The organism is Alphaproteobacteria bacterium (genome assembly GCA_033344895.1).
GTDB lineage: Bacteria > Pseudomonadota > Alphaproteobacteria > UBA8366 > Aestuariispiraceae > Pacificispira.
Map to the genome: position 1 here is coordinate 4,131,106 of JAWPMN010000001.1, position 17,241 is coordinate 4,148,346.

The window sequence follows — 17,241 nt, forward strand, 5'->3', positions numbered from 1 at the left end:
ACAAGGTCACTAAAATGCTAACAATATCCTCAGAGGGGTGAGTACTTTTGGGGTTGTCTCCGCCTGCCGTCGGTTCCACAGGACAGAAGTCCGCTGAGCCTGCGCCCTTGGAGATCGCCCGGGGAATGACATGGCCAGGGTAGACTCAACGCCGCCTTCGGGTGGCGAAGCGGCGTCCAGTACAACGCCCCTCAAGGAATCCGACTCCTCCATGAAAGCGGCCGCGCCCGGTGATCCGGCGGCACAGGAAGGCGGTGCCTCGATCGCGGGCGGCGATGCCCTGATCGGTAATGGGGCGTCGGACACGCTCGAATTCCTGGACAGTGATTTCCTGAACGATGCCGTGCGCGGTGCGGAGGCCCCTTCCCCGGCCCCGGGCAGCGATGCGACAATCGTTTCCTCTCTCGACGCCCTGGCCGGCGACGACCTTCACCTTTCCGACCTGTCCTTCGTGTATGAGGGCTCTTTCGTACGTCAGGGATCGGATCTGCTTCTGGTCAAGCCGGACGGATCGGCCGTCCTGATCGAGAACTATTTTGCGGCCGACCCGCCGCCCGACATTGTCGGCGATTTCGGGCGCCGCCTGTCGCCGGAACTGGTCGATTCCTTCCTCATGCCGATGGCACCGGGCCAGACCGCCGCGCTGACCGACGAACAGGTCGCCCAGGCCCAGGGCAACTCCATCGGCACGGTCGATACCCTGACCGGGGAAGTCTACGCCATCCGCCCGGACGGCACGCGTGTGCTGCTGCAGGCCGGCGATCCGGTCTTTCAGGGCGACCAGGTGGAGACCGCCGACGGCGGTTCGCTGAAGATCTCCTTTATCGACGGCACGATCTTCACCCTGGGCAGCGATGCCCGGCTGGCGCTGGACGAGATGGTCTACGACCCGGGCACGCAGTCCGGTGAATCCGCCTTTTCCATCCTGAAAGGCGGGTTCCTGTTCGTGTCCGGACAGATCGCCGAAAACAATCCGAACGACATGCAGGTGTCGACCCCTGTCGCCACCATCGGGATTCGCGGCACGATCGTTACGGGGGAAGTCGCAGGCCTGCAGACCGCCGATGGCGAGACCTTCCGCTTCACCGTGGTGGACGGTGAAATCGCGGTCTCCGCCGGAAACCAGACCATCGTCCTGTCCGACAACTTCTCGACCGTTACCGCGACTGCGGACCCATCGACCGGACAGTTGCGCGTCTTCGACTTCGTCGACACGGCAGAGAATGTCATCGCCCGGAACTCCAACCAGTTCCGTGCGCTGACCTCCAACGACCTGTCCAACATCGAACGCGCCATCGAGACCTCGATCCAGACCAAAACCGGCGCCTCGGTCGACATCGATCTGCGCGGCATCGTCGACAATGTGACGCGGGAGCAGGAATCCGAGGAATCCGGGGCGGATGTTGAAGAGGAAGGCCCCGATGCACCGGACAGCAACGACCCGGATAACAGTGGGAATGACGATAGTGATTCCGGCGACGAAAGTGACGATGGGGAATCTGCAGAAGGTGGTGAAAGCACCGAGGACGGAGACATCACCGAAGAGGACCTAGCCGAACTCGAGGACGGCTCCGATGAAACTGAAGAAGGCGGTGGCGAAAGCGACGACGACGCGGACGAAGACGGCGATGGCGATGGCGATGGAACAGGTGATGTCAAAACAGGAGATGATGACGCAGGCACTGGTTCTGCCGGTGACGGAAAAGGCGGGGACAAAGGTGATGAAGGCGACGGCGGCGACGGCGGGGATACCGGCGGCGGCGATACCGGCGGTGGCAGCGATACCGGCCTAGGGGACGTAACAACCGGCGGCCAGAGTTTTACAGACATTAATGTGGAGCAGGCATCCGATACCGGCGAAACCACAATAACGCAACCAACAGGCACCAATACCGCGTCAACTGAACCCGACACGGTTATCGTGCCAGTGTTGAACAAGCCGATCGACACGACCAGCCCCATCAACATTTCCGATTCGTCCTTTACCACCAGCACCGTAGACGGTGTAGAGGTCAAAAGCTTCTCAAACACCACGACGTCACGAAACCTGATTGTCTCGTTTTCGTCCTCCGATTCGAACTTCAACATCGCTACAGGAACGGGTGCGGATACTGTAACGACAGGCAGTGGTGCGGATACGGTTAACTCCGGCGCAGGGAACGATAAGATCGAGACCGGGGCCGGCAACGATGTGGTCAATGCCGGGGCCGGAAACGACACAATCGTTGGAGGGCATGGCCAGGGCAATGACGACTATGATGGCGGGACCGGCACCGACACCCTGACCTACGATTCCGTCACCGGGGAATTCACCGCCGATCTGACGATGGAAATGAACGGGCTGTTGGGAGACAGCACGATCGAAGACGGCACCGCCTCCGTCATCGACAATGATACGATCACCGGAATTGAGGAAGTTCGTCTGGGAGACGGCAACGACATAATCTATGTCAACACCGCCGGCGTGAATGTCGACGGCGATGCCGGGACCGACACGATCAGTTTTTCGTCGGGTACGATAACGTCCGATGCCACTTTCTCGTTCGAGACCGGCATTGCGACGCGGGATTCAAACTCCTCGACCTTCACGAATGTCGAGGCGGTGATCGGCGGCGATGGTGACGATTCCTTCACGGTATCGACCCTGCTTCAATCCGCGTCGGGAGGCAGCGGAACGGACACTCTGTCCTTCGCCGATTTTGATGACGGCCAGACCTTCACGATCAGCACGTCCGGGATCGATATCTTCGACTCCACCCCGCAGGGTCAGTCGGAAGGCGACATCGGAATCAACGCGCGTGGTGCAGATTATGACGGGTTCGAGAGCCTGATCGGTACCGATTTCGACGACACCATCCATGCGCAGAACGGTATTCTGTCCATCGACGGCGGCGGCGGTGACGATCGGCTGGTCGTGGCCGACAGTGCTGGCACGATGACCGTTTCCATCGGCCTGAACGGCGACATTCGGAACGTCGAAACGCTGGACCTGAGTTCCCTGACCACATCGGTGCTGACCGTCGAACTGACGGCGCAGGATGTGGCGCAGGCGACCAGCGACGGAACGCTCCACATCCTCGGCGCCCCGGAAGCCACCAGCAACATCATCCGGCCCGGAAGCGGATGGGAGCGGGATACGTCCTTGAGCAACGAAGGCAGTGTCGTCCTGACCAGCGGCAGCGCCACACTGATCCTGGATTCCAATGCCATTTCCGCTGCCTCGAACGGGACAGTGACCTTCACCGGCACCAGCGACAGTTCATGGCAGAACTCCGCGAACTGGAGCAACGAGTTCACGGACGACCTCACGCCGACCGCGACCGACCTCGTTGTCCTGCAGAATGCCAGCACGCTGGCGGTTTCCTTCAGCGGCGCCACGGTAACCGTCGGCTCCATCGTCGGATCGACCGACGACGGTACGGATGCCCTGACAATCAGCGACGGCGAACTGACCGTCACCAACGGAATTTCGATCAACAATGCCGTTCAGGGCGCTTCCGACGGCAAACTGATACTGCAGGGCGACAGTTCGGTCGGGACGCTGGACCTGAACGGCGGAGAGCTGGAGATCACCGGTGCGACCGTCACATCCGGCGGCCTGCTGATTAATGGAAACGCCCAGACTGCCTCTTCCGTCACCGGGACGGGGACGCTGGTTTCGACCGGAACGGTGACCTTCGCGGACGGGCACGATATCGATATCAGCGCGACCGTCGACCTGCGCGATGCGGAACTGGTAAACAACCTCGGCACGAACAATGTCTCCGTGTCGGACAGCGGACGCCTGATCATCGACGGCGACACCACCTATACCGGTGAGAATCCCAACGGCATTGCCGTGACAATTGGATCGCTGGGCGTTCTGGAAATCGGCGAGGACGGAACCGTCACCCTGAATGACGGCAGTTCACCGGTCTTCAGTTTCAACGACCAGTCGACCATCGACCTGGACGGGGTCTGGTCCAACGAGGGCACCTTCTCCGCCCTGGCCGATTCCGCCACGACGACGATTTCCGGGACGGGGACGCTGATCAATGACGGCGAACTGACTTTCAGCCGGGACAATGTTCTTACCGATGTGGAGAACACCACGGCCGGTGTCATGTCCGTCACCGGGACCGCCATGACAACCGCCTTTTCCGGCGGGCTGACCAATGCCGGAGCCCTTGAAATCGCCGCCGGTGCCACCCTGTCGAATTCCGCCGGGTTCACCAACAGCGGTAGACTAAACCTGTCGGGTGACCTCACCGGTGTCGGGACACTGACGAACACTGCCACCGGGACGATCGACGGCGACGGTGGGGAAATCGCAGGATTCGTCAGAAACCTGGGACGTGCGGAAGGGTCCGGCACGATCACCGGGTCTTTCGATTCCACGGACGGCACATTCTCCCTGTCCGAGACGTCCTATCGCTTCGAGAGCGGCAGTACCCTGACAGTCGGCGACGATACCAGTGTCGAGGGCAGCTACGGGTCCGTTCAAATCAAGAATGGCGCCCAGGTTCTCGTGGCGTCTGGCGAAACCTTCGCCCTGCCCGAAGACTCCAGCGAAGGCTCCGACAGCAGCATCCAGTTCGAGGGCGGCTCGACCCTGAACCTCGTCGGCGATGCGACGGCATCGGGCAACGCAACCGCCTTCTCCGACTCCAGTTCGGTCACGATCACCGGCAGCGGAACACTGACGAACACCGGGGCCCTGGGGCTTGACGGCGACCGTCTCGAGGCAAACCTGGATAACCAGGGCCAGCTTGTTTTCGAAGACGATGTAACGGTAACCGGCAGCATCGTGAACGACAGTGACACGACACTAGAGAACGATGCGACCCTGACACTGGACGGTACGTTTACCAATAGCAGCAACTTCACCATCAATAACGGCGAGCTGACGGGAAGCGGCGATTTCCGGAATGATGGCGTGCTTCGGGTTGCCGGCAGCAACGCCGTGCTGGACGATTTCGATCTGGACAGCACGGAAGGCGACATCACGTTCAGCGGCCTCAATGCGAAACTTCTGGTGTCCGAGGGATCGACCTTCACGGTCGGAGCGGATACCGAAATCAGCGGCGCCGGATCGCTTCAGTTCACGACACAGTCGAAGCTGAATCTCGCAGATGGAGAACGTTTCGTTTTCGGCGGGATCAGCGGCCCCACCCAGATTCAAAGCACTGAAATCGACATGGATTCCGGCACCGAGATCACCGGCGCCGGGACCCTGGTGAACCAAAGCACTTTGGACTTCGACGGTGTCACACTCTCTTCCCTGTCGACGCTGGAGAACGAGGGCAGCGTGACGATCGGCACCAACGGCCTGACCATCCGGGGCGAGTTGGACAATGACGGTGGGACGCTGGACGTTGCAAGCGATGCCGCCATTACCCTGGATGCCGGCGGTACGACGACCCTTGCCGGTTCGATCGAGCTCAGCGGTGGCGTCGAGATTCAGGGACAGACGACGCTGGACGTGCTGGAGCTGACCGGCCGACTGACCAGCAATGGCGATACGACCAATCAGGACACGATCAGCGCCAATCTGGTTGTTGCGGAATCCGGGTCCATCGTTGTCGGCGGTTCCAACGGCGAAGACGGCACGCTGCTCATCACCGGCGATTTCCAGAACAACGGTTTCGTTCAGGTCGATCCCAATCAGAATGTCAATGGCGTCCTGCTGATCGACAATGACTTCACCAATGCCGGTAAACTGCAGGTCGACAACGCCGCCACCCTTGTCACCGGCGACAGCAATGACGACGGCACGATCGACGGCGGCGGAACGATGATCAACAGCGGCACGCTGTCTGGTTTCTATTCCGGCACGACCGAAACCGCCGTCCTTCGCCTCGGTTCGATCAGCAATACCGGCGCGATTGAACTGCCCGTCGACGGTCAGAACGGTGCCGCCCGAATGAATTTCGTGAGCACCCATATCGGCAGCACTTCCGGTGCGCTGTCGATCGGGCTCGGGGCCGTCCTGACACTGACCGGCAGCACGCTCGCCGTGGGCAGCGGCACGACCTATTCCAGTGAGGGCACGCTGGCAGTCGGCACCGGCAGCGTGCTGGATATCGGATCCGACCACGGGATTACCAGCACGTCGTCCGGCACCATCGAACTTCAGTCGGGCGCCTCTGTCGGCGGCACCGGAACACTGGTGAATCATGACGCAATGAGTCTCGATGGCGTGACCATCAACGCCGTTCTGGATAACGCCACCGGCCTTTCCAGTATCGGAAATATCTCGGTGGGGTCCGGGGACACGCTGATCATCAATGGTCGCCTGTTGAACCGGGAGGCGGCGGTTCTGAACGTCGACGGCGGAACCCTGAGCGGGTCCGGCACGGTCGAACACCAGGGCACCTTCGCGACAAACGGCGCGAAGATCGACGACGAACTGACCTTCGAAGGCACCATGCAGATCAGCGGGTCCGGCACCGCACTCACGGTCGACGGAACGGCCCGCGGCGACATCCTGGTCGATGCCGCCACCGCGACCGCCATCGACGGCGACGGCACACTGGAGATCACCGGCGGCACGATCGATGGCGCCGGGCTGCGCCTTTCGACCAGCGTCGACGTCCTGCAGGACGGCACCCTGAGCTTCACCGAAAGCACCGGCCGGATTTCCGTCGTCGGCAGCGACTGGGTATTTGGCGATGATGCCGGTTTCGGCGATACGAACGGTACCCTGACCATCAACGGCGGGGCACGGGCCGGCGTCGCAGAGAATGCAGACTTTCATTACGACAGCACGTCGATGGCACACCTCCAGCTTTCGGCGGGTGGCGCCGCCGAATTGTTTGGCGACGGCACATTTACCGTATCGGGCGGCACGCTCGCCGTTGATGACGGTACGTTGACCGCCTCAATCAATCGATTTGTAAACGAAGCGACATTCAATATTGACGATACCGGAATGTCCTTCACGGGCACTCAATTCTCCAATACCGGCGGCTTCAATGTCCTGAACGGCGATGTGTATTTTGCGGAAACGTTGTCAGCGAGCAATTCCGGGACGATTACGCTGGATGCAGGCGACAACCAGGGATCAATGGTCCTCGGCGGCGGAACCTTCGCGAACAGCGGTACAATCGCCTTCGACAGCACCAGCGGCAGCAACAACAGCGCCACCCTCACGGGGCTGAACGATGCCAACCTAAACAATAGCGGAACAATTCGGTTCTCCAATGAGGGCAGTGCCACCGTACTTCACAAGCTGGAAACGGATGTTTCGAACACCGGGACAATTGCCGTCGATGGAGATACCCGTGCCCGGTTCGGCGATCCGGAAAGCGATGACGATCACGTCCTGGATTCGCGCGACGGCACAATCGACGTCGACAGCAATGGCACGTTGGAAATTCGATCGACTCTGACATTGGGCGACGATTCAGAGCTTGTTGGGGCGGGCACCCTCGCCTTCCAAAATGGATCCGAACTCAATATCGCGGATGGTGAGACGTTTTCTCTGGTCGAAGCCACCGGCGGAACGACGGGAACCGCCACCGTCGGATCACCTCAGACGACTCCCTACAGTGTAACGAAGTTCAAACCCACCATCGAGGTACTGAGCGATGGCCGGTTGATGACAAGCACAGTGCGTTCCGGCGACGCATTTCTGGACATTTCTATATTAGATCCCAACAGCGGCGCCTTTGTTGATGGTCATTCCGTCGGCGTCGGCCAACAAAGCCAGTTTGCCCTGACACAGTTGACGGATGGAACCTTCCGCCTTGTAACCGAAAACGTACAGGCGACACGCAACAGATTGCGTCTGTATGAGTTCGATTCTGAGTTGACCTTCGTGGACAGTTCTTCAATCGGCGACTACACCTCCAGTACGGCCGCATTTGATGACCTTGAAGTTCTGGCAAAGAGTGACGGTGGCCTCGTTATCGTTTCCCAGAACCGATCTGAAGATGAGATTCAACTGCTCTACGTTGACAGTGGCGGCAGTATTACTGAAACAGTCACCCACACATCATCGATCATGGATTCCGGCATCGACGCCGCCATTTTCCCGAATGGCGATGTCGTTGTGTATTTTGCGGAAGATAACGGCAGTGCCATCAACCGCAAGGCGCTCTTCGTCGACGCGGACGACCAGACCACAACCCTGCACAATCTCAGTGGCGGCGCTTCAGCCCCGGACATTCCCAAGGCGGTCGCTGTTCTCGATGCTTCGACCTATGTCGAGGCATCAATCAGCAGTGACAGCGGTGGCGCCCAGGTTTTCATTCGTAAGGCACCGGGCCAAACCGGCGGAATCGTTCCTTTGCCTGACTTCGATTCCGGAACTTTTGCAGAAAGCATTGACGTCACCGCGATGAACGACGGTGGGTTCGCTGTCGCCTGGTCGGTGAACACCGGCACTGATGTCGATGTCTTCGTACAGCGATACAATGCCTCCGGTGAGGCCGTTGGCAACAAGATCAATGCTACGGTGGCAGGCGATGGCAGTCAGTCCGTCGGCGCGACCGGCGACCAGACCAATGTCCGCATTGACATGATGGGCGACAGAGATTTCGTCGTCATTTATGAGAGCGGAAGCGGTGTTGTAAAATACAGTAAAGGCAGCTTTGGAGAGACAACAGCCGGCGTTGCTCAAGCCGATGTGGCTTTCTCCGGCACGGTTGAATTGACCGGCGGCGGAATTCTGGAGAATGAAACAAACACCGATCTGAATTCCGACGATTTCAGGATCACAGACGGTGCGACACTGCAGAATTCCGACACACTGAATGTCTTGTCCGGAACACTGACCAATCAAGGCCAACTCACCAATTCAGGCACGCTGAACGTTACGGGCACGAGGCTCGACCATGCTGGAGGCACAATCAGCAATTCCGGCGAAATCAACCTGACTGGAAGTGGCGGCAATGTCGCCTCGTTCACCGCAGTGGATGCGACCATCGGCGGCCTAATTCAGCTGGACGATGATGGCACGGGTTTTGGCGCGCTGATTGACCTTTCGGACAATATCCAGGGCAGCGGCCACAACACGCTGACCAACCAGGGTACGATTGCGGTCAACAATACGGGTGAGTCCGAAAGTGCTGATTTCTCGATCCGGGGCTTTGTGGTCAATACTGGCACGATCGATATCAACCAATCACTCGACTTTGGATATGTAGAGGGGACAAACGGGTTCACGCTGGACACGCGTGACGGCACGATTGAGATTGCTAGCGGGCAACAACTCAACGTCCGGTACGATAATGGAATAATCGTCGGTTCTGACACATCCCTGTCGGGCACCGGAACGCTGAACCTGAACAGCAACAGCACTCTCACCGTCGCAAGTGGCGAAAGTTTCACTTACGATTCTGCCAACAGCCCATTCCTCGGGTTTAACGGCACGGTAACTGTCGATGGCAGCGATTTCGTAAACGCCTCAGGCAGTACGATTTCTATCGGAAGCAACGACATCGTCTCGATTGCGACGACCCATTTCGATAATGACGGCCTTCTGTTGACGGAGAGCGGAACACTAACCCTCGCGACCAGCAGCTTCGACAACACCGACGGCACACTGACCATTCTGGGCGATTCCGCCGATGCGGATCTGCTGATTCAGAATGACATGACCCTGGGCGGAGATATTCGCCTGGATGCCGGCGACGGCATCTTCTCCGATGCCGACATCGATACCGACGACAACACGCTGACGGTGACCGGAACGTTGCTGTCGACATCCAGCGGTTCCCTGTCCGCGGACGACAACGATATCTATGGCCATTTCATCAACAATGGCATGTTCGATATCGATCACGATACGGAACTGGAAGGCACCACCGACACGCTGGACAGCCGTGACGGGGACATCGCCATCGCCACCGGCAAGACCCTTGAGATCGACGGGTCGCTGACCCTGGGGGCGGATACCAGCCTGACCGGCAACGGCACCCTGGTGATGGATGAAAGCCACCTCATCATCGCCGCCGGGGAAACCTTCACCCATGACGGGGCAACGAAGATCGAAATGGTCGATGGTGTGCTGGAAGGCTCGGGCGCCTTCAGCAACTACGGTACCGTCGTCTTCGATGGGGAGGCTCTGACCTCCACCGGTACGCTTGCGGTGAACACGTTCACCAACTATGGGCAGATGACCGCCGGCGGCGGGACGCTGACCCTGGCGACGACCGGTTTCAGCAATGCCACCGAAGGGACACAGGACAATACCGGTACCTTGTCCCTGAACGCGGGGACACAGGGTACCGCCACGGTCCTTATGGACGAAGATTTCCAGAACGCAGGCGTGTTGGAACTCACCGGCACCGGCAGCCTGGCCCATGCCCTTCTGACCCATTCCGCCGCGGAAACCCTGGTCAACAACAGTACGGGAACAATTCTCGTCTCATCCTCGGGAACGGCCGGGAACCGCATCCTGGATGTCGAAATCGACAACCAGGGCATGCTCGACATCGACGTGAACACCACCCTGACCGCCGGCCATACGCTGGACAGCAGCAGCGGTGCCATCTCGCTGGACACGGCAGGGACGCTATCAATCCTAGGCGAACTGGCCCTCGGTCAGTCGTCGACGATCAACAGCACCTCGAGCGGTCTGATCGACATACAAGGCACCCTGAGCGTCGCGGAGAACGATACCGCGACAAACGAAGGCGCGGTCGATGCCATCGCGCTGGCCAATGGTTCGACGCTGGCAGGCCTGGGAACATTCCGAAACGCCGGCAGCCTGGAAATCAGCGGCGTCACGCTCAGCATCGCGAACCTCGACAATGACGGAACGCTGGTCGCCGACAGCGGCACATTCGATCTCGGCACGACGACGGCCATCGACAATGCCGGCGGTACGATCAGTGCGGTCTCGGACGGAGAGCGGGGCGTCATCCAGATCAGTCAGTCCGCGGCCCTCGGCGGTAAGCTGCTTCTGGACGTGGAATCGGGGTTTGATGGCTCCACCCTGTCCGTGACCGGCAGCGAGAGCCTGACCATTTCCGGCACGCTTCAATCCGTCGAGAACGTCACGCTCGGCCTGGACAATATTGCGCCGACCCACAGCATTGTGGGATCGATCGTCAACGCCGGAACCTTCGACATCGACCACACCACGGATGTGTCCGGCAACATCAACAGCACGAACGGTGATTTCGACATCGCCTCCTCCGGCGGCCTGAACATCACGAGCGGCTACACACTGACCGTCGGCGACGATACCGATCTTTCCGGCAGCGGCACGTTGACGATCAAGTCCGGCGCCGAATTGGAAGTCGCATCCGGCGAAACCTTCGCACTGTCTTCCTCAGGCAATCTGGCGGTTGAGTCCGGCGGTAGGATTGACGGTTCCGGCACCTGGAACAACGACGGCGATGTGGAGCTGACCGGCGTGGCGCTGCACGTCAGTTCCATCAACAATACCGGCACCCTGACCGGCTCGGGCGGGACCCTGAATCTCGGGACCACCACAAATGTGGACAACAGCAACGGCGAAATCGTAGTCACAAACGGCACATTGACGTTCGAAACGGCCAGTTTCGACAATACCAACGGCACTGTAGAAGTCGCCGCCGGCAGCTCTGCCGCCGTGCTGGATATCAATTCCACGCGCACGTTGGATGGTACGGTGGTCCTGGACACGGTGTCCGGTGGCAGCAACCGTTCAACACTGGCGGTCCAAACCGGCGAGTCCCTGACCATTGCCGGTACCTTGATTTCGTCCGACGACGCCAGTGCCGACGTCGAACACCAGGCAACCGGTCATGTCGTCAACACCGGCAAGATTCAGGTCTCAGCCGACATCAGTTTCACGGACCGTCTCGACAGTGCCTCTGGCGATATTGTTGTCGCGGACGGCAAAAACCTGTCCATCGGTGGAACGTTGGCGGTGGGCCAGGGCGAACTGTCCGGTACAGGCACTTTGAACCTGAATAGCGGTGCGGTGCTGGACATCGCCAGCGGCGGGACGATTACGATCGGCACACCGGAGGCGTACAATCTCGGAACTGCCGTCGTCGCAAGCGTGACCAACGGGTCGACCGAAACAAGCCCCGACATGGCTGCCCTTTCCGACGGCAGTTTCTGGGTCGCCTACGACACCGACGGGTCGTTGAGCAACCAGGATCATATCCGGATGTTCGATTCCAATGGCGCAGCGACGGGCACGGTGCTGACGGTCAATGACGGCGGCGATTTCGACGCGACCGGAATCCGCATCGCAACGCTGGGCAATGGCAAGGTTGTCGCCGGTTATATCGTCGCCGGCGAAGAATCCGTTCTGGAACTGGAGATCTTCAACTCCAACGGTACCAGCACAACGCTGACGCCGGACAGCTATGAGGCCCTGCCGGGTAAAACCATCACGAGTCTGGATCTGACCGCATTCGGTTCCGGGGCGAGCGAAGGTTTCCTCATGACCTTTGTCGAGGACGGGGACCTGAAGTATCGGCGCTTCGATTCCGACGGCAACACACTGGGCGCGGTTCAGACCCTGGAGTCCGGGATAAACAGTTCCATCGCGCCGCAATCCGCCGGGCTGAACGATGGCAAGGGTGTCATCCTGTATGCGGATGAGACAGGCGCAAGTGATACCATTCTGGCCCAGGTCATTGATACCGACGGCTCGACCCTTTCCACAGTCACCCTGGGAACGACGACCGAGACCAAGGAAGTTGATATCGCCGCCCTGACGAACGGCAATTTCGCCGCCGCGTGGAACGACGGCACGAACACCTATGTGCAGGGCTTCGACGTCAATGGCGGCACGACAACCGCATTGGGGACAATAGCGTCCGGTTCGGTGTTTGATATCGATGTGACCGCCGGTCCGGACGGGGGAGCCCACGTTCTGGTCAATACCGGCACCTCCCATATCGTCTACAATCTGGACAGTACCGGAGCCGTTCTGGACGTCGAGACGGTCGTCCCCGGCAGTGGTACCCTTACGGGCAGCGGTGACATCGTCGGCCTGTCGAATGGCAGTTACGCCCTCGCCTACAGCACAGGCGATATCGAAGTCCATACGGCCCAAGGGCTCTCTACGACCGCCAATCTGTCCGGAAACAACAACATCACCGGCGCAGGAACCCTCGCCATTGCGAGCGGATACAGCCAATCCATCGACGGCGTGACATTGAGCCTCAGCGGTGTGTTGAACAGCGGAACGCTGGCGGTGAGTGCCGGTGAAAGCGTGACCCTGAACGGCTCTAACCTTTCGGGCAGCGGCGTTCTGGACGTCGCGTCCGATCAATCCGGGGCCGGCAACATCGTCCTGACAGACGATTCGACCAATGCGGCAGGCCACACGATCGCCCTGTCCAACGCAGACACCACGCTTTCACTGGCGGGGTCCATCTCGACGGCAAACGGGTCGACGCTGGTGAACCAGGGTGTGATCACCGCATCGGCATCGGCCGGCAGCTATGCCCTCGCCGCCAACATCGCCAATACCGGCGCGATCATCCTGTCGGACAGCGCAGCCCTGTCTTCCGACGTGGTGCTGGACACCACGGACGGCACGCTGACCGTCCGATCCGGCGAGGCCCTCAGCGTCAGTGGCAATGTGATTGTCGGCGCCGATACGGAACTCGACGGCCAGCTGAACCTTGCCAGCGCAGGGACGTTGAGCGTCGCCGACGGAGAAACCTTCGTCTACGACGGAAATGACAATCAGGGGGTCAGCTTCGCATCCGGCGGGACCATTGCCGGTACCGGCACCTTCAACAACACGGATACATCCTTCGACCTGACAGGGGGCGAAATCGCCGGTTCGTCCCATTTCGACAATGACGCACGCGTCTCCATCGGAAATGGCGAAGGGGTCATCGAAACCACCAATTTCGACAATGCCGGCGGCACGATCGCGCTCAACGCATCGGAAATCAATGCCAGCACGTTGACCGTGGATTCCGCCCTGACCAATGCCGGGCTGATTTCCGTGCAGCTCGATGCCGGCGGGCAGCTCTCCGGCATGGATGCCACTCTTCGGACCACGTCCAACGGGCATCTGACGAACAGCGGTACGATATCGGTTCAGGTCGGTGGGTTCGGAACCCCCGGACAGTTCAATGTCGATATCGACATCACCAATACCGGCCTGTTCGACATCCAGGGCGACACCGTCCTGAGTTCGAACAGGGTATTGAACACAAGGGACGGTACGCTGCTGGTCACCGATGGCGAAGCCGCGACCGAACTGACGCTTGATAACGCGACCCTCGTCGTCGGCGGCGACACGGATTTGGGGATATCCGGACAGTCCAGTGCCGGCACCATCAATTTCGGAACAGCCGGCGTTCTGAACCTGACGAACGGCGAGGATTTCACCTATGCCGCATCGGCGCCCATTCTGGACTTCTCCAGCGGCGGATCCATAACGGGGTCCGGTACGATGTCGATTGCCGGGACGTTGAACGTCGGCAATGCGTCCATCGACAGCGCGGCCCTCATCGACAATGACGGACGGGTCATTGTCGAAGACAACACGCTGGAACTGCGGCCGGCCGGTTTCGACAATGACGGCGGGACTCTCTCGATCAATGCCAACGCGTCGGCTGGGGCCGTCAGCGTCGTGACAAGTGGCAATCTGGGCGGCACGGTCGTGCTGGACAGTGTCGGCAGCGGCAATGACGACGCGACACTGTCTGTCGCTTCCGGTCAGAGTCTCACCATCACCGGAACGCTGGTATCGCAGGACAGCGCCGGATCGGGCTTAAGCCATGAAGTGTTCGGGACGGTGGTCAGCACAGGCCTGGTGAAGGTCGATGCCGAACTGAACATCAACGACGTTCTGGATTCGACCGACGGCGATATCTCAATCGCGACGTCCCAGATGATCGATCTGGATGGCACGCTGTTTGTCGGATCAGATACGGATTTTGAGGGCGACGGCACCCTGTTCCTGGACGACAACGCCGTCCTGAGCATCAAGGAAAACGAAAACTTCACGTATGACGGAGACAACATCGTGCTCTCCTTCGGAGAGGGCGAGGTCTCGTCCAGTAGCGTTGCAATAACTGGTGCGGGCACCTTCACTGTCGAATCCGACCTGACATTGGGCACAGATACCACGGTCTCGGTCTCTCATCTCATCAATGATGGCGAGACACTCAGTGTCCTCAACAGCAACACTCTTCAACTGAGCGGCACCACTCTGACGAACCAGGACGATGGCGTCCTCAATTTCGGAACGATCACCGGCACCGGATCCGTTATCAACAATACGGACATGACCTCCGATGCGCTGAGCATCGGCGGTACGATCTCCTTCACGAACAACGGGGGATACGACACCGACGGCGGCACGATCATTCTGACCGGCTCCGATGCGTCGATGATCAATGGTACCAGCGGGACCCTTACCGAGATCGGCGTCGACGCGATGACCATTCAGTTGAATGATGGTGCGACGTTCGAAAACCAGGGGCTGATATCGCTCAGCGACAGTTCCGGAACCGCTCTCGAAATCCAGAACTCAGGCTCCGGTACCGGGACATTCGCGAATACCGGAACGATAAGTTTCGGAACGAGCTCCACGGAAATCCGGATCGAAGACAAGACCACGTTCTCGGTTAGGGCGGGAACGACCTTCGCCGGATCCGCCGGCATCATCGCCCTGGCCAATGGCGGCGCCATCGCGTTCGATACGGACTTCACCCTGGCGGCCAGCACATTCTCGCTGGACAGTGTCAGTGAAGGCGGCACCCTGCCCCAGGTCACGGGAACGGGAACGCTGACCAATACCGGCGGTATCGACAATTTCGGCTTCATGAACATCAATGTTGCCGGTTTCGTCAACAAGACCACCGTGGATGCGGGCACCTCGACGATCTCCACAAGCGATTTCGTCAACGACACGGACGGCACGCTTGAGGTTTCCAGCGAAACGCTGACCATCGACGGCTCCTTGACCAACAACGGGCTGTTCCAGATCGGCAGCGGCGCCGTCACCGGCAGCGGTACCTTCACAAATGCCGGAACTCTGGATGTCGTCGCCAGCACTGCGGATGTGAACGCCGACTTCACCGGGCTGGGAAGCTTCAGCAATTCCGGAACGCTTGTGTTACGCAGCGCCGGAACCGGCGATTCCGCAACCATGACCGTCGGCGACTTCGTGAACACCGGAACCATTTCCTTTGAATCCTCGAATTTTACGGATGCGGCGTTCCTGAAGATGGGCGCATCGGGTACCGGCACGCTGACCAACGAGGGCCTGATCACCAATATCGGGGCCCGCGACATCACTATCCCCAGCGATGCCTTCAGCATTCTGGGGAATGTCGTCTCCGGAACAAATGGCGGCACGATCCATGTCGTCGACTACGTCACCAGTTCACAAGGCACCGATGGCAGTCTGGCAATCACCGGAAATCTGACCCTCAATGAAAACTCGACCACGATCATTGAAAGCGGTTCGGGCTCCATCGGCGGCGTCCTGAATGTTCAGGGAACGCTCACCTATGGCGGCGCCTTTGAATTGCGCATCGACGATGGCCTCAACTTCCAGAACTACTTTGAGGCGGTCCGGACCGGCACCGCCGTCGGGGAGCCGGACCGAATCCGTATCCTGGACGACACCGGCGCAACCGATTTCGGCCTCAACAGTGCCGGCAAACTCGTCCTGCCCAATTTCAATAACGACGGGAACCTGGAGTTCCAGTTCCTCACCCCGAGTGACATTCTGCAAACCGCTGGAAGCGTGATCGGCGGCACCGGAAACGAAACCGTCCTCGGCTCGACAGGCGACGATGTCATGACCACCGGCAGCAGCGGGACGTCGCGCTTCTACGGTCGCGGCGGCAACGATACCTTCACCTTGTCGGCCACCGCCGAGACCACTTATGTCGATGGCGGCATCGGCGGTCGCGACATCATCCACACCGACGGTTTGAGTTTCGGCAGTAACGACGCATGGCGCATCAACAACATCGAAGCGCTGGATTTCCGAAACGGCGGTGCCGGTACGATCTCCATGAGCCAGGAGTTCATCTATGGCGTTTCCGAGGACATCAACGCGATCCTCACCGGCCTGGCCGTCGATGACGCGCTGAAGGATGATGCCCTGATCATCGAGGGCAATACCGGCCAGACCCTGGCGCTGGATCAGGACGACTGGACCGCCACGGGAACAACCGTCTCGGTCGACCACGACGACAGCGGGTCGTCCAGCAGCTATGCCATCTACTCCGCCAGCAACGGCGCGCACGCCTATGTCGACACAGACATGCAGGTGAACCTCTCCGCGGCGCCGTCCTAAAATTTCCCGGACTTCGTGTCCGGTTGGGAGTA

Annotated in this window: 1 protein-coding gene; it reads left to right on the forward strand. The window is 59.8% G+C overall.

Annotated elements, in window-relative coordinates; genetic code table 11:
• Positions 1–211 precede the first annotated feature (211 nt).
• Complete coding sequence (locus R8L07_19645; protein MDW3207755.1) at positions 212–17,209, forward strand: FecR domain-containing protein; 16,998 nt, start codon at positions 212–214, stop codon at positions 17,207–17,209.
• Positions 17,210–17,241: the final 32 nt, after the last annotated feature.